This window comes from Burkholderia sp. JKS000303 (assembly GCF_002563755.1).
GTDB lineage: Bacteria > Pseudomonadota > Gammaproteobacteria > Burkholderiales > Burkholderiaceae > Burkholderia > Burkholderia anthina_B.
The window spans coordinates 1-15,912 of record NZ_PDBZ01000001.1; the positions used below are offsets into that span (position 1 = coordinate 1).

12 protein-coding genes, 1 tRNA gene and 1 pseudogene are annotated in these 15,912 nt (G+C 64.9%); 3 read left to right on the plus strand and 11 right to left on the minus strand.

The features are described 5' to 3' along the window. The 6 genes and pseudogenes from BX604_RS00005 to BX604_RS38180 all read right to left on the minus strand — a co-directional run. Positions 1-1,364 (minus strand): annotated as a pseudogene (locus tag BX604_RS00005) (hypothetical protein); the annotation flags it as partial. An 11-nt stretch (positions 1,365-1,375) separates the two neighbouring features. Beyond that, positions 1,376-1,798, minus strand: a complete 423-nt coding sequence (locus tag BX604_RS00010) for an NlpC/P60 family protein (protein ID WP_098549013.1) — start codon at positions 1,796-1,798, stop codon at positions 1,376-1,378. 8 nt (positions 1,799-1,806) lie between these two features. Further along, positions 1,807-2,919, minus strand: coding sequence for a DUF2163 domain-containing protein (locus BX604_RS00015; RefSeq protein ID WP_098549014.1), 1,113 nt, complete (start codon positions 2,917-2,919; stop codon positions 1,807-1,809). Further along, positions 2,916-3,830 (minus strand): DUF2460 domain-containing protein, encoded by a 915-nt coding sequence (locus BX604_RS00020; protein ID WP_098549015.1) that lies wholly within the window; start codon positions 3,828-3,830, stop codon positions 2,916-2,918. Before BX604_RS00020 ends, BX604_RS00015 begins: the two co-directional genes overlap by 4 nt. Next, positions 3,831-5,888: a hypothetical protein gene (locus tag BX604_RS00025; protein WP_143333919.1), complete on the minus strand. Its 2,058-nt coding sequence runs from the start codon at positions 5,886-5,888 to the stop codon at positions 3,831-3,833. Beyond that, positions 5,885-6,217, minus strand: coding sequence for a hypothetical protein (locus BX604_RS38180; RefSeq protein WP_143333920.1), 333 nt, complete (start codon positions 6,215-6,217; stop codon positions 5,885-5,887). The genes BX604_RS00025 and BX604_RS38180 overlap by 4 nt, the downstream gene beginning before the upstream one ends. Positions 6,218-6,387: 170 nt before the next feature. On the opposite strand from BX604_RS38180, the gene BX604_RS00030 reads away from it, so the two are divergent. Beyond that, positions 6,388-7,290: a tyrosine-type recombinase/integrase gene (locus BX604_RS00030; RefSeq protein WP_098549017.1), complete on the plus strand. Its 903-nt coding sequence runs from the start codon at positions 6,388-6,390 to the stop codon at positions 7,288-7,290. Between the two features lie 105 nt (positions 7,291-7,395). On the opposite strand, the gene BX604_RS00035 is transcribed toward BX604_RS00030, so the two are convergent. After that, positions 7,396-7,472: transfer RNA gene (locus BX604_RS00035), tRNA-Pro, on the minus strand. Positions 7,473-7,936: 464 nt separating this feature from the next. Between BX604_RS00035 and BX604_RS00040 the strand changes: the two genes are divergently transcribed. Together BX604_RS00040 and BX604_RS00045 are read left to right on the plus strand one after the other, a co-directional pair. After that, positions 7,937-8,704 carry a tyrosine-protein phosphatase gene (locus tag BX604_RS00040; RefSeq protein ID WP_257146374.1) on the plus strand — a complete coding sequence of 256 codons (768 nt, stop codon included), beginning with the start codon at positions 7,937-7,939 and terminating at the stop codon, positions 8,702-8,704. 343 nt (positions 8,705-9,047) lie between these two features. Further along, positions 9,048-11,258 (plus strand): hypothetical protein, encoded by a 2,211-nt coding sequence (locus BX604_RS00045; protein WP_098552648.1) that lies wholly within the window; start codon positions 9,048-9,050, stop codon positions 11,256-11,258. Positions 11,259-11,336: 78 nt separating this feature from the next. Here the strand turns inward: BX604_RS00045 and BX604_RS00050 are convergent, their stop codons facing one another. The 4 genes from BX604_RS00050 to pheS form a co-directional block, all read right to left on the minus strand. Further along, on the minus strand, positions 11,337-11,750 hold the full coding sequence (locus BX604_RS00050) for a MerR family transcriptional regulator (protein ID WP_098549019.1): 414 nt from the start codon (positions 11,748-11,750) through the stop codon (positions 11,337-11,339). A 60-nt stretch (positions 11,751-11,810) separates the two neighbouring features. After that, positions 11,811-12,197, minus strand: coding sequence for an integration host factor subunit alpha (locus tag BX604_RS00055; protein WP_006753316.1), 387 nt, complete (start codon positions 12,195-12,197; stop codon positions 11,811-11,813). Between the two features lie 74 nt (positions 12,198-12,271). Continuing rightward, the gene (gene pheT / locus BX604_RS00060; protein WP_098549020.1) at positions 12,272-14,701 is read right to left on the minus strand and encodes a phenylalanine--tRNA ligase subunit beta; all 2,430 of its coding nucleotides are present in this window, start codon (positions 14,699-14,701) and stop codon (positions 12,272-12,274) included. Between the two features lie 95 nt (positions 14,702-14,796). Then, entirely contained in the window at positions 14,797-15,810 is a 1,014-nt protein-coding gene (gene pheS, locus BX604_RS00065) for a phenylalanine--tRNA ligase subunit alpha (protein ID WP_175802148.1), read from the minus strand. Positions 15,811-15,912 lie beyond the last annotated feature (102 nt).

Genomic DNA, 15,912 nt, shown 5'->3' on the forward strand with positions numbered 1-15,912 from the left:
ATCACCAAGTTCTGGCTGATCGCCGTCATGGAGTACGGGTTCGTGTCGCCGATGCTCCCGAGCTGCGTGGTCGTGTTCTGGGACGGCCGGAACATGTACAGCAACTGGCCGGACCCGCCGGCATAGAGGAAGATGTGGTCGTCGTCGAGCACGCCCCGGTGACGACGCTGACCGCGAGCGGCCACGTGGTCACGGTGGCGAGCGTGTTGCGGTCGAGCCGGTAGAGGTTGCCGTCGCCGCCCGCGGCGTAGACGTAGCTCGCCGTACCGCCGACGATGGTGAACCCGTTCGCGATCGACACGCTGGTGGCCAGCACGACCCCGCGGCTGCACCGTCTTGAACGCCGCTGGCATCGACGACCGCACCACCGGGCGCGACGCGCCCAGCGAGCTTGTGCCGGACGCGTAGAAGTCGGCGCCGTTGCGCCAGTAGCTGTTGAAAGACCCCGAGAAGAACCCGCTGGCGAACGTCGAGTACGTCGCGTCGACCATCACCCAGCGGTTGTTGTTGATGTCGATGAAGCCCGGCACGTCGGACGTGCCCTTGAAGTCGCCGAGCGGGTTGTAGCCGAATGACGAAGCTGATGATGGCAGCTGCGTAGACCCGTAGGCCGACATCTGCGCCTCGATCGCGCGCGAAGCACCGAACGGATTCTGTGCCACGCCCATCGCGATTCCGCCGCTGGCCGTGATGTTCGGCATCTGCCACGCACCGGCGGTGGACTGCCCGTCGGTGAACGAGTAAGAGAAGCTCGACGCGATGCCCCCCACACCGTTCATCACCGCGGCTGTCGTCACCTCGAACTCGAACTGCGGAATGACGTTGCCGTAGTTCAGTAGGTCCAGCGCCGAGAAGACCACGTAGGCCATGCCGCGGTGCGCCGGCACGTTGCCCGTACCGAGATACGACTGCATCGTCGCGTCGGGCATCTGGTTCTCGTCGCCGTTGTAGACGGTGAAGCCGGAGATCATCTGCGCCGAGCCGGAAATGCTCTGGAAGTTCGCCGGGTTCGTGACGTCGTATACGAGCTTGCTGTTCGCCCAGATGCGCGTCACGCCCGTGATCGGCCCCCGGCACAGCGCGATGGCGAGCGGAATGATGGCCGCCTGCATCGGCGCCTTCTTCTTGTCCTCGGTGACCTGCGTCGCCGGGCCGGCCCAGATCACGGTCCCTGCGACGCGGTACCGGCCGTAGAGGCGCGGGATGAACTTGCCGTAGCCACCGCTCTGGATCTTCAGGTCGGGCAGTTCCGGCGGTTTCGGCTGGAACAACAGGGCGCCGATCATCGAGCCGAGCAGGAACCCGGCCTGCGCACCCGGCGCGCCGCCGAAGAATCCGCCGACCGCGCCGCCGATGACGCCCAATGCGAGCTGCATTAGACGATCCCCCGGATGTGATACGCGCGCTCGAGGAAGCGGAGCATGTCGTCGGACAGGTCGTGCTCGACCACCTTGCGATTCGGCGCATGCGCATGGATCACCGACCGCGGTCCCGTAAGCAGCGCGATATGCGTGCTGTGGTTACCCCACCGAAACAGCATGACGTCCGCCGCGTCGGCCTCGTCCGCCCGGATCGGATCCATCAAGTCGTCAGCGAACTCGCGCATCATGTCGCCCTTCGGCCGGCGGTACGCGGTGTAGTCGAACTCGGTCAGGCCGAGCACGCGCGCGGTTTCGATGATCAGGCCCGCGCAGTCGACGCCGACGCCCTTCAACCGCCCCTGCATCTTGAACGGCGTGTCCATCCACGTCCGGGCCTCGGCCACGAACTGCTTCCGCGTGACGATGCGGTCATTCATAGCGTTCCTCACGAGTCGACGTGGATCTTGAGAACGGTGTCGTTGCCCGGCATGTACGGCTCGCCGCGGAAGTTCAAGACGTTGTTCCACCGGTTTTTGCACGTGCCGAACTGCTTGTCGCAGCCGGCGACGATCTGGTACGTGTCGCCGACCGCGATCGGATGGATCATCGGCAGCGCGAGAACGACGAGACCCGGTGAGAACTGCTTCACCTCCATCGAATAGCCCGCGTTCGCGCCCGTGAGCCACTTCACGGCCCCGTATGCGAAGTAGCCGATGCCGTAGCTGTAGTTGATGAAGACTTCCCAGTTCGCGTTTCCGGCGTTGAACGTCAGCAGGCCGGTCGACGAACAGCTGTACTGGCCCGACGCAGGCGAGCCAGTTACCTGCGTCAACACGTTGCCGCCCGAGTCCAGCACCTGCACGGTGCCGGCACCTGCAAACGAACCGCCGTCCGGAGGCACGATCTGGATCTGGTACGGCGGTGTCGACGGCACGCGCTGCCCGACGGTGTCCGTGTATGTCGACGTCGGCCCGGTCTGCGTGAGCGACGGGTCGGTCCACGATGCTTGCGACGACACACCGGCAACCGTGCCGGTGAACGTGAGCGGTCCGAGACCGCCCGGGAGATTGCACTGGAAGTTCCCGGTCTGGCCGAACGTCGCGCGGCACGTCGGCGAGAAGAAGTCGCCGAAGCCCTGCTGCATGATCTGCGCGAGCGAGCGCAGCTCGACCTTGAACTTCGCGTTGAACAGCTGGAACTGGCCGAGCTGCCCGGACGTCAGCGTCGCCTGGCCTGCGGTCAGGTCGCTGGGGTTCACGAGGAAGATCGTGATCGTCGCGAGATCCCACGCGCCGGCCTGAATGTCGCTGCGCAAGACCGTCCCGTCGAACAGCGCGTCCGCCTCGAGGTTCGTCACGGACAGATCGCTGTTCGACTCGATCGCCGACGACGAAAAGCCCGCCGCCGGCTGGTAGATGTTGCCGTTGTACAGGATCGGCGCGTCGTGGTCGGTGAAGTAGAACGCGTTCCCGTCCGTGCGTACGATCGCCCAGCAGGTCGACAGAGTTCGCACATGCGCCTGGAGGTAGCCGAGCATCGCCGTGCTGATGTTCCTCACGTGCGAATCTCCACTAGCGTCAGCGTCTGGAACCCATAAAGCGCGCCGGTGCCGATGTCGGGCTGCGGCTGGAAGCTGTCGGTCGCGAAGCGGGCCGGCGTATCGAACGTGCCGGTCCACGTCAGCGAATCAGTCACCTGCGGGTACAGCGCGGCGGTGCCCCCGCTCAGCGTGAGCCCCGTCGTGCTGACGCCGAGCGTGATCGTCGTCCCGGCTACCGCGGTTATGGCGACCGCAACGCCATTCACTGCCGACGCACCCGTGCCGGTGACGCCCGTGAAATACAGCATCTTCCCGACAGTCCAGCCCGACGGCACGGACGCGACGGTGAATTGCGTCGTCGCGCCCGGCGTCCAGCCGGTGACGGCCGCGCTGTTGTCGGCGACGAACGTCACAAGGCCGGTCGTCGTGTCGAGGCTGTAGTTACCGGGCGACGAGCCGGCGACGAGCGTCGCGCCGTTGCGCTGCAGTTGCACCGCGAGCGGCTTCGCGATCAGCCGATAGTCGGCGAGCGGCGCGGCCGCGTACTTCTTGTACAGCTGCAGCGTCGGCGTGCCGTTGCCGGCGCCGGTCGGCACAACGTCCTGGCCGAAGGTCGTCTGGATGCCGAGCAGCCCCTGCCCTTCGTCCATGTAGTCGGTGAAGTCGCGGAAACGGAACCCGTATGCCTGCCCCTTCACGATCCGGAAGAAGTTGCGCAGCGTCTGGACCGAATACGCGTCCTGCACACCGTCGCCGGTGCGGAAGCAGTTCTGTAGGTCCCACGAACCGCGGCCAAACTTCCACAGGATGTTCCGCTGCTCGCGGCCGGACGTCGTCTCGGCGATCGTCGTGCTGAAACACACGCCGCCGCGCGCCCAATACGCGAGATCGTCGGGAAAGCGCGGCGTCTCGAGGAATGGCGTCGTCATTTACCCGTTCCTCCGCATTGCGAGTTGCATGCCGGCGCCGGCCGCCGCCGCGATCTGGCTCTGCGTGCGCATGTCCATCTGCTGCGGCAAGTGGAAGTTGTTGGTGACGGCGACTGACCCGAAGTTGTGTTCCGGCCGGTTCAGGTAGGCCGGCGTGATGCGCTCGCCCTGGTGGATCTGCGCGATCATGTCGTTCGGCACGTACGGCGAACCCACGTCGAACGACGCAAGCCCCATCAGCGCTGACATGCCGCCAGTGTCGGAGCTCATCGCACCAGCCGCGACCGCGTCAGCCGAGCCGGTCACGCCCGTGGCCGTGAACCCGAATGCGCCGGCCATGTCACCTTGGCCGAGACCTCCCAACAGGCTGTCGAGGCTTCCTCCCATGCCAGAACCGCCCGAACCGCCAGCGCCGATCATCGTCCCGACCGTCATCGTCGCCACGGTCGCCTGCGCGGCCGTGAGCTGGCTCGCGGTCTGCATGGTGGTCTGCATCTCGGCTACGTTCATCGGCGCTCCCGCGCCGAGCCCCATGAGCGCGGAGCCGCCGTTCATATGTGACGCAACCGCGCGCGCGGTGCCTTCGAGCCCGGTCGAAAAGCCGAATGCGCCGGACGGGTTTGATCCGCCGCTGTCGCGATGGTCGCCGAACAGCATGCCGAGACCCTTCGTCAGCCAGCCCGAGGCGGACGTGCCGCCTTCGCCGATCGGCATTTCGAACAGCTGCTGGAACAGCTTCTTCGAAACCATCTGGACCAGCATCTGGTCGATGTTCTTGCCGAAGTTGCTGACGGCCTGCCAAGCCGTTTCGGTGTGGTCGACGAACGATGCGAAGGTCTTCGAAAAGCCCTGCTCGATCGAGTCCGCCGCCTTCTGCGCGTCGGCGGTCATCGCTTCGTTGGACTTGATGCTGTACTCGAGTTGGCGCGTCTGCGACTCGTCGCGCAGTTGGTCGATCTGGTCTTGAATCTTCCGCTGCGCTTCGACCGTCAGGCCGACTTCCGTGTCGAGCCGCTTCTGCAGCGCGGCGATCGCGCGGTCGGTTTTCTGCTGCTCGAACTGCTCCTCCAGCGAGAGCAGTTGCGCTTGCGTGATCCGCCCCTGCCGAAGCTCTTGCTCAGCGACCGCAGTCGCGCGCCGCTGCGCCTGCGTGGCCGCGGACTGCTCGCGCTTCGCGTCGAGGTCCTGCAACGCGCGCAGCTCGTCGTTCAGTGCCTGGCGCACCTCCTGCGAGCTCTGCTGGACGGCCGCCGTACGCTGACGCTCCATCACCGCGAGCCGCCCCTCGATCTCGACTTCCTTCGTCTTGAGCGACAGGCTCTCGGCCGGGTTGCGCGCCTGCGACTGCAGCGCTTTCGTCTCATCGAGCTGGGTCTTCAGCACCGCGCGCTCGGCGTCCATGCCGGCGAGCGTGATGCGCAAGCGGTCGGCATAGTACGTCTGCAGCGACACTTGACCGCCCTTGTACGACTTGTCGAGCTCGAGCTGTTCGGCCTTCAGGTTCTCCTTCAGCAGGTTCAACCGAGCCTGCGCCTGCGCGTTCTCGTACGAGTAGTCGTGCATCGCAGTGATGCCGCCGCCCGTCTTCTTGAAGTCGTGCCTGTCGTACTTCTTCCGGATTTCGGCCTCGATTTGAGGCTGCCGCGCGATCATCGACTTGATGTCGTCCGGAACAGCAGACCCCGAATCCTTCGCAGCCGCTTTCGCATCGTCGATGGTTCGCCGGAAGCGCGCGATCTCGTCGTTCGCCAGCTTCACGTCGCCGCCGAGACCTTTCCATTCGCCGCGCAGCGTGCGCACGGCCTCCGCGCCCTTCTGCTGCAGCGCCTCCGATTGCGCCATCGCGCCGGCGGCCGATTCCTTCAGGTCGCGCTGCTGTTGCAGTTGGCGCCGCTGGATGCGCTTCGCCGCGACGTCGGCGTCTGTTTCGTTCGGCGACAGCGCCCCCTCGCCTTGCGATAGCGGATCGACGCTGGACGTGTTCGCGATACCGGAACTGATCTGGCCAGTGAGGTTGCGAATCTGGTCCTCGATCGTGATCGGCCGGCCCCAGTTCATCGCGGCGTCCCACATCGACGCAAACGCGTCGCGCGCGGCGTGTGCGAGGCCCGGAAGGTAGCCCAGCTGCGTCGCCGTCTCGTTGATCTTCGCGATGACGAGTTGCGCGGTTTCAGCTTTACGTTGACCGGGAAGTCGAACTGGCGGCCGCGCGTCTGGGCGCCGGGAAACTCGGTCAGCGGCGGCAACCCCGGGCCCGGCGACATCCATGCGGTCGTCGTGCCCGCGATCACGTAGCGCGAATCGACGACGCCGTAGTTGGGCGTCTGGCCCGTGGCGCGCCCTACCATCGCGCTGTCGATGGTCGTCTTCGTGCCGCCGTCAGGCATGCCCTGCTCCTAAGTGGATTGCTTGGTCGCGGCCTTCTTCGCCTCTTCGGCCGCCGCGGCCTGCTGCTGCATGAACGCGAACAGCCCGGTGCCCGGCGCGATCTTGATCGCGTGGGCGTAGACCAGCGAACCTGCCGCGCCTGGTCGGCGAGTACGTCGACACGCACAAAATGAAGTACGCGGAAAGCTACCGTGACGAGTGGGTGCGGCGCGGCGACGCCGTGCTCGAGTCGCTGCGCGAGTGGAACGTCGAGCGGATCGACGCCGGCGCGGTCGAGGACTTTCTCGCGAAGAGCTGGAGCGACAAGCTGCCGATGCAGCGCGCGATGAAGGCGTGGCTGTCGGGCTTCTTCAGTTGGGTGATCCGCCGGAAGAAGCTGATGCAGGTGAACCCGTGCCGCGAGGTCAAGGTCAAGAAGCCGAAGGACCGCGACGTCTACATCCCCGACCGGCACTTCCTCGCGATCCGCGCCGCGCTAATGACCTACCGGTACAAGAAAAACGAAGGGAAGCCGAACGAGACGACGATCGTCGGGAAGGTTCAGACCGGCCCGATGATGCAGTGCTTCGTCGACCTGTGCTACCTGACGTGCCAGCGATCGACGGAAATCCGCCTGCTGCGCTGGGACCAGATCGACCGCGAGGCTGGCGTGATCCACTTCGTGCCGACGAAGACCGAGGATTCGAGCGGCGAGGCCGTCGACTGGCCGCTGACGCCGGACATCGACGCGGTGCTCGCGCGCGCGAAGTTGCTCGACCCACCCTTCGGCCAGACGTACGTGATCAGGGACAAAAAGGGTAATCCGAAGACAGACCAGGCGTGCCGCGACGCGTGGGATGGCGCGATCAAACGGGTGGAGAAATTCGACGCGTCGATCAAGGGAAAACCCTACACGATCAAGGACATCCGCGCGAAGGCTCTGACCGACGCGAAGCGTGCAGGCTACGCGATTGAAGACCTGCGCGTCGCCGGCGCGCATACCGACACGGCGACAACCGAGACCTACATCAAGTCGCGCGAGGTGCCACGCTCGAACGTCGTCCTGCACCTGCCGACGCCGAAATCGGCATAAGATGCGGCCCGATATTAGGGATTCTCTAATACGGTCTCTAATTTGCTCAAAAATTGAGCACCAAGAAAAAACCCGCGTCAGCCTGAACTGACGCGGGTTCTTGTCTGGTCGGGGCGAGAGGATTTGAACCTCCGACCACCTGCACCCCATGCAGGTACGCTACCAGGCTGCGCTACGCCCCGAGAGAAAAAAATTATAACAGACAGTTGTCCGGTTTAGAACGGGTCATATGCATTTTGTGGCCATTCTTGTGAAATTTTTCGGCAGATGCGCCGATGACCCACGCGCGCGCAGCGTCGCAGCAAAGCCCTTCCCTCATTCCCGCCTAATCAAAAAGGACGATGGCCGTTTCGTCACGGATCGCTACCGTGCGCTTACCCGGCGCGAACGCAACGTGCACGGCGAATCGTCCGGCCGCATGTCGATCGACGCGGCCCAGCCGTGCTTTGCCGCGTCACGCAGAAAGCGCCAGCAGCACTCCCGATCGCAACCGGGGATCGCGACTCCTGTAACAGTCTCCGACAAAGGCCTGTGAATGAACCAGAAAAACGAACTTTCCCGTCGACAATTTCTTCGGCTGGGCGCCGGCACGTTAGGCCTCGCGCTCGGAAGCACGTCGCTGCTGTCCGCGTGCGGCGGCGACTCGATTTCGGTCGCCCCGGTCACGACGCCCAGACTCGGTTCGGCCGCGAACTTTCGTGACACCGCGGGACCCGATGGAACGGGCTACGCGACGGCAAGCGGCGCAGCGATGAAACAAGGCGTGATCTACCGGTCCTCTGCGCTCGCGTTGTCCGCTGCCGACGTCGCGACGGTCGACACGCTCGGCATCACGCAGGTCTGCGATCTGCGCACGACGTCCGAAATCCACGCGCAGCCGGATGTGCCGCTGGCCGGCGCCATATGGCAAAACCTCAACGTGCTCGGCGTCACCGACATCGGTCCGCTTCCGACCAACGGTGCAACCGCCGCAGCCTTCATGCAGACCATGTACCGGGCGTTCGTGACGAAGGAAACGGCACGGACGAGCTACCACGCGCTGTTCGCCGGTTTTGCCGCGTCCGGCGGCAATCTCGTCTTTCACTGCACGGCCGGCAAGGATCGCACCGGCTGGGCCGCGGCCATTCTGCAAACGATCGTCGGCGTCCCGCAGCAGACGATTCTCGCGGATTACCTGCTGACCAACGTGTACAGCGCATCCGAAATCGCCACATCTGTCGCGCAGGCGCAGAAGAGCGGCGGACAGGATGCGGCCGACATGATGGCCGCGCTGCAGGGCGCGCAAACGGCCTACCTGCAAGCGGCATACGATCAGGTCACCGCATCGTACGGGTCGATGGCGTCGTACATCGACAACGGCCTGCAACTCGATCAGACGACGCAGAACGCGATCCGGCAGCGCCTGCTGGTCTGATCGCGCCCGCCAGCGACAATAGCGAACTCGCCCCATTGCCGCTCCCGAATCGGTCGCGCGGTTCGGCCGATGCGTCACCCGGCGGCGGTCAACACTGACGCCGGGTTGCCGATCCGGCGCCGGGCGGGTTGCCCCCTCGAAAACAAAACCAAACGACCGTTTGATCCTGTCGCCCTGCAGCCGCGAACCCGTTGTCGTGCCGCGCGCCGGCCGCGCTCGCCCCGAGTCCCGCTGTTTGGTAACGCCGCTCTAGCGCGCTATGACACACTGCACGGCATCGACGTTCGTCGCCGTGCATCGGCCGCGCGCACTCGTCGATCATGACAAGACATGGAGACAGACGATGCGGAATGCGGTCCGGCGCGGCCATCGCTCGCCTTTGGCAATTTTCGACTGGATGTTCGGCCCGCGACGCGCGGCCATTTCGATTTCATATGGCACGTCCCGTGCGCTCGGCTGCGGCACGCTTGCGCTCACGCTGCTCTGCGCCGGCTGTGCGGAACCTGCCGCGCAGCGCGACGGCAATGCCGCGATCGGATCGACGAAGATCGAACGCGCCAAAGCGGAACGTCTTGCGCAAGAGCAGCAGATCGCGCGCGCCGTGCCGTCGCTCGCATCCATCAGCCTCACGCAACCGCGCCCGTTTTCGCTGCGCGACTCGGGTCAGAACGGTGCGATGACGTTTCTGCGCGACGTCGATTTTCGCATCGTCAACAACCTCGGCTTCTTCATCCATCAGTTGTCCGCAACACTCGTGCCGACGCAGGCCGGCGCGCCGATCGTGTTCGACGATCCGACGAGCTTCGAGATCGACGTGCATGAAGGCGCCGTCACGCTCGACAACGCGAAACTGACGGCGCTGTTCAATACGTACATCTTCGGTTATCGCAACGCGCCGCTGCGCAAGCTCGTCGTATCGGCCGGCGACGGCGTGATCCATCTGCAAGGCGAGATGCAACGCGACGGCTGGGTGCCGTTCTCGCTGACCGGCACGCTCACGATCCGCGACGGCAGCCAGCTCGTGTTCCACCCGACCGGCGTGCGCGTGTCGGGCATCAACGCACAGCCTGTGATGCGCGCGGCCAACGTGAAGATGGCCGATCTGCTGAAGGTGGAAACGCCGATCGCGCGGCTCGCCGGCGACGACCTCGTGATGTCGGTCGACAAACTGATGCCGCCGCCGCGACTGAAGATCAGGATCACCGCGCTGCGCGTGACGCCGGCCGGCCTCGACCTGACGCTGGACGACGGCACGCATGCCGGCTTCGCGCTGCCCGCGAACGCACCGCAACAGGCAATGTACATTCGCGGCGGCGACGTGAAGTTCATGCGCTCAATGCCGATGAACGCCGATATCCTGATCGGCCCCGTCGATCCGACCAAGCGTAACCAGAACTTTGTGTTCGACCTGTACCACTATCGCGATCAGGTGTCGGCCGGCTATTTCAATTTCAACGAAAACGGCGCGATGACGATCCGGATGCCGTCGTACGCGGGCCCGGCCAGCGGCGCCCCGCTCGGCAACGCGGCCGCTCGCCTGAATGACAGCTTCCTCGCCGCCCAACAGAACGCCCTGCGCGATTTGCGCCAGCACTGGGAAGCGTTTGCGCTCGCGGCCGGCGCCGCGCAGCCAGGCATGCAGAAAATCGCGATGCGACGTTCGTCGACGACCCCGTTCAACGAACGGCACGTGTCGAATCGCCACCCGACGATCCATCTGCACAACGTCGACTTCATCCTGTCCGGCGACATCGGCTTCCATGTCGAGGATCTCGACGCGCAACTGGTTGCGAAACGCCCCGGCGAACCGGTCGACCTCGACGATCCGAACCAGTACGACATCCGCATTCTCGGCGGTACGGTCGTCGAGTCCTGGAAGGCGATGTCGGCGCTCTTCAACAACTATCTGCTCGACTACTCGCCACGCTCGCTGAACGACCTGCAATTGAGCGCGGACGGCCAGAACCTGCGCGTCCAGGGCGGCATCAAGCTGTGGAATCACGTGCCGGGCGTGTGGCTGCCGACCGACATGAAGGGCTCGCTGTCGGTGCTGGACGACCGGCACCTCGCGTTCAAGCCGTCGCAGGTGTCGGTGCTCGGCGTCCCGCAGGCCAAGCTGTTGCGCTCGCTCGGCATCGAGCTCGCGTCGCTGACGCCGCTGCAGCGACGCGGCGCTGAATTGCGCGGCGACACGCTCGTGCTCGACCAGTACACGGTGTTTCCGCCACCGATGCTCAACGGCAAGCTCGGTCAGGCGACGGTTGAGCGCGACGGGCTGCGCCTCACGTTCCGGCGCGCCGCCGACGCGCCGGCGCCGCAGCGGCCGCAGATCGACGCGCCGAGCTACATGTGGATGGAAGGCGGCGACATGAAGATGTTCAACGTGCTCGAACTCAACGTGCGCGCGCTGATCCGGAACTCGGCCGCGGCCGGCCCGATGCGTTTCGATCTCTACGGCTACCGCAGCCAGGTCGCGCAGGGTTCGGTGCGGATGCTGCCGGACGGCACGCTGGTCGTCGACATGGGGCAGCCGAATCCGCTCGCGTCGCGCTGACGAACGCAGCCCGCGCGCATGAAAAAAGCCCGGTGGCGCTTCGCCAACCGGGCTTTTTTATTGATTCGAGCATCTCGCTCAGTCGTGCTTCAGTCCGTCAAGCACGTCGAGCAGCGCCTGCCGCAATGCGACCACGTCGACCGTCGTCCCCGGCTTGCCCGGTACGCGCACATCGGCGGCCGGTGCTTCGGGGTCGGCCGGTGCCGCCGCCACGCGTTCGCTGCCGGGCGAATCGAGCCGGTTGCGTGCCCCGTTGATCGTGAACCCTTGTTCGTACAGCAACTCGCGAATCCGCCGGATCAGCAGCACTTCGTGGTGCTGATAGTACCGGCGGTTGCCGCGCCGCTTCACCGGCCGCAACTGCGTGAATTCCTGTTCCCAATACCGCAGCACGTGCGGCTTGACCCCGCATAGTTCGCTGACTTCACCGATCGTGAAGTAGCGCTTCGCGGGAATCGGAGGCAAGACGACTTTCTCAACCGTAGTGGTCATCGTCGGTTAACCGTCGGTAAAGGGTGCGCGGCGGCCGCGCGGAAACGTCGGCGCGCGGCTTTACTCCACGCCGTTTTCGACCAGCGCCTTCAGCTTCTGGCTTGCGTGGAAGGTTACCACCCGGCGGGCTGCGATCGGAATCGCCTCGCCCGTTTTCGGATTGCGGCCCGGACGCTGCGGCTTGTCGCGCAGCTGGAAGTTGCCGAACCCCGACAGCTTGACGCTTTCACCGTTTTCGAGCGCGTCGCGGATCACTTCGAAAAACGCCTCGACCATGTCCTTCGCTTCACGCTTGTTCAGCCCGACGCTGTCGAACAGCAGCTCCGCCAGTTCCGCTTTCGTCAGCGTCGGCGTCTCGGTGGACGCCGGCGCCGAAGCGTCGCGGTTCATGGCGCTGCGTTGCGCCGTCAGGAGGGCTTCGAATTCACTCGAGGTCATGTCGTTCATATCTGCCATACAGCGCGTTAAACCAAAACTTACGATGGAGAAAAGAGCCACCCGCGAACGGGCGGCTCCTCTCCTTAGCCGCGCAGACGCGCACCGGCACGAGCCATCCGCTCGACCAGCGTCTGGATCGCCTGATCGACGACCTCGTCCTGTAGCGTACCCGCCGCGTCCTGCAGCGTCACGCGGAAGGCAAGGCTCTTCTCATGCCCGGCAAGACCACCGGAAGTATTTGATTTTGCACGAAATTCGTCGAAGAGTACAACCTTCTGAACGAATCGGCAGGCGTCTTCGGCCAGCGCCTTCTTCATTTCGTCGAAAAGTGCCTGAACCTCGACCGCCTGATCGACGACAACGGCGATATCGCGACGAACCGGCGGGAATTTCGACACGTCGGTCGGTACCGGCAGCGCACGCGCGATCAGCGCGTCCGAGTCGATTTCGAACATCACCGGCGCGTGCGGCAGCTCGTACTTCTGCATCAGGCGCGGGTGCAGCTCGCCGATCCAGCCGACCGCGCGACCATCGACTTCGATGCGCGCGCTGCGGCCCGGATGGAGCGCCGGATGTTCGGCCTTCACGAAGCGCGCAGCCGCCGGCGCGAGCAGCGCCTCGAGATCGCCCTTCACGTCGAAGAAATCGACCGCGCGGGTCGCCACGCCCCATTGCTCGTCGACCGCCGGCCCGTAAGCCAGTGCGCCGACACGCTTCGGTTGCGTGTAGCCTTCGACCGTCAACTCGCCCGCCTTCGCCGACGAATCGGCGAGGAACACGCGGCCCGCCTCGAACACGCGCACGCGATCCGCGCGACGGTTCAGGTTGTGGCGCAGCACCGAGATCAGGCTGCCGAACAGCGTCGTGCGCATCACCGAAAGCTGGCTCGCGATCGGGTTCAGCAGGCGGATCGGATTGTCGTTGCCTGCGAAATCGTGCTCCCACTCCGCGTCGACGAAGCTGAAGTTGACCGTTTCCGCATAGTCGCGCGCCGCGAGCGCATGACGGATGTCGTGAATCGAACGTCGCGTCTCGTTGGTCGCACGCATCTCGCTCGTCGCGACCGGCGGACGTGCCGGGATCTTCTCGAAACCGTAGATGCGCGCCACTTCCTCGATCAGGTCTTCCTCGATCTCGATGTCGAAGCGATGCGACGGCGGCGTGACCAGGAACGCGTCGTCGTCGCGCTCGAACGGCAGGCGCAGGCGCGTGAAGATGTTCGCGATCTCGTCGGCGTCGATCTTCACGCCGATGATGCGGTTCGCGCGCGACACGCGCATCTTCACCGGTGCGCGCTGCGGCAGGTTCACCGCCTGATCGTCGACCGGGCCGACCTTGCCGCCGCAGATCTCAAGAATCAGCTGCGTGATGCGCTCGACGTGCTCGACGGTCGTCGCGTAGTCGACACCGCGCTCGAAGCGATGCGCCGCATCGGTCGAGAAGTTGTACTTGCGCGCACGGCCGCGGATGCTGTCCGGCCACCAGAACGCCGCTTCCAGATAGATGTTGGTCGTATCGAGCGTGACGGCCGTGCTGTCGCCGCCCATGATGCCCGCAAGGCTTTCGACCTGATGATCGTCCGCGATCACGCCGACCGTTTCATCGAGTTCGACGGTGTTGCCGTTCAGCAGCTTCAGCGACTCGCCGCGCTTGCCCCAGCGCACCTCGATACCGCCGTGGATCTTGTCAAGATCGAACACGTGCGACGGACGGCCGAGCTCGAACATCACGTAGTTCGAGATGTCGACGAGCGCCGACACGCTGCGCTGGCCCGAACGCTCGAGGCGCTCGACCATCCACTGCGGCGTCTTCGCGTGGGCATTCACGCCACGGATCACGCGACCCGAGAAACGGCCGCACAGATCGGGCGCGGCAATGCGCACCGGCAGCGTCTCGTCGAGTTCGGCGCGCACCGGGCGGATGTCGACCGGCGTCAGCGGCGCGCCCGTGATCGCGGCCGTCTCGCGTGCGATGCCGAATACCGACAGGCAATCGGCCTTGTTCGGCGTCAGCTTGATTTCGAAGACCGTGTCGTCGAGATTGAGCGTATCGCGGATGTCCTGACCGACCGGCGTGTCTTCCGGCAGGATCAGCAGGCCGCTGTGATCTTCGGACAGCTTCAGCTCGCGTGCCGAGCACAGCATCCCCTGGCTCTCCACGCCGCGCAGCTTCGACAGCTTGATCGCGAACGGCTTGCCGCCCTCTTCTGCCGGCGGCAGTTCCGCGCCGACCAGCGCGACCGGCACCTTGATGCCGGGCGCCACGTTCGGCGCACCGCACACGATATTCAGCGTCGCGCCGGTGCCGGCGTCGACCTGGCAGACATTGAGCTTGTCCGCATCCGGATGCTTGACGACTTCGAGCACGCGACCGACGACGATCTTCGACGTCGGCGGCGCAGCCTTGCTCAGCGATTCGACTTCGAGCCCCGCCATCGTCAGCGCGTGCGACAGTTCGTCGGTCGTCAGCTGCGGGTCGACAAAGGTTCTCAACCAGGATTCAGGGAATTGCATGGATGTCTACGTTCGAAACAGGTTAGATCGACGCCCGGGCCCCGCGGAAACGTCCGGCGGGGCATGCGCGGGCACATGTCGGCGCGGCGCGTGCGTTATGCGAACTGGCGCAGGAAACGCAGGTCGTTCTCGAAGAACAGCCGGAGATCCTGGACGCCGTAGCGCAGCATCGTCAGGCGCTCGAGGCCGCTGCCGAACGCGAAGCCGATATAGCGCTCGGGATCGAGGCCCATGTTGCGGATCACGGTCGGATGCACCTGCCCCGAGCCCGAGATCTCGAGCCATTTGCCGGCGTTCTTGCCGTGCTCGAACATCATGTCGATCTCGGCCGACGGTTCCGTGAACGGGAAATACGACGGACGGAAGCGCACGAGGATGTCGTCGCGCTCGAAGAATTTCTTCAGGAAATCGGTATAGACGCCCTTGAGGTCGGCGAAGCTGATGTTCTCGTCGATCCACAGCCCCTCGACCTGATTGAACATCGGCGAGTGGGTCGCATCGCTGTCGACGCGATACGTGCGGCCCGGCGCGATGACCTTGATCGGCGGACGGTTCATGCGCGCGTAACGCACCTGCATCGGGCTCGTGTGCGTGCGCAGCAGCAGCTGACGGCCGTCGGCATCCTTGCCTTCGACGTAGAAGGTGTCCTGCATCGAACGCGCCGGATGGTTCTCCGGGCTGTTCAGCGACGTGAAGTTGTACCAGTCGGTCTCGATTTCGGGGCCGTCGGCCACGTCGAAACCGATCGAGCCGAAAATCCGTTCGACACGCTCCCACGTGCGCATCACGGGGTGCAGGCTGCCTGCACCGGCGCCGCGACCCGGCAACGTCACGTCGATCGCTTCGGCAGTGAGGCGCTGATTCAGCAGCGCGTCGGCCAATGCCTGGCGACGGGCGGTCAGTGCGGCTTCAACCTGCTGCTTCACGACGTTGATGCGCGCGCCTTCGGTCTTGCGTGTTTCGGGATCGAGCTTGCCGAGGCCCTTGAGCAACTCGGTCAGCGCACCCGACTTGCCGAGAAATCGTGCTTTCTCGTTTTCGAGCGTGGTGATGTCGGCAGCCTGTTCGAAGGACTGCTGCGCGTCGGCGACAATCTGGTCCAGATCCATAGATCCCATCATTTCCAACGTCATTCGATCTTGGCGTGCGAAATCGCCCCGCCAAACAAAAAAGGGGCTCGGAAGAGCCCCGTTTTCGCTGCAGCGGCCGAG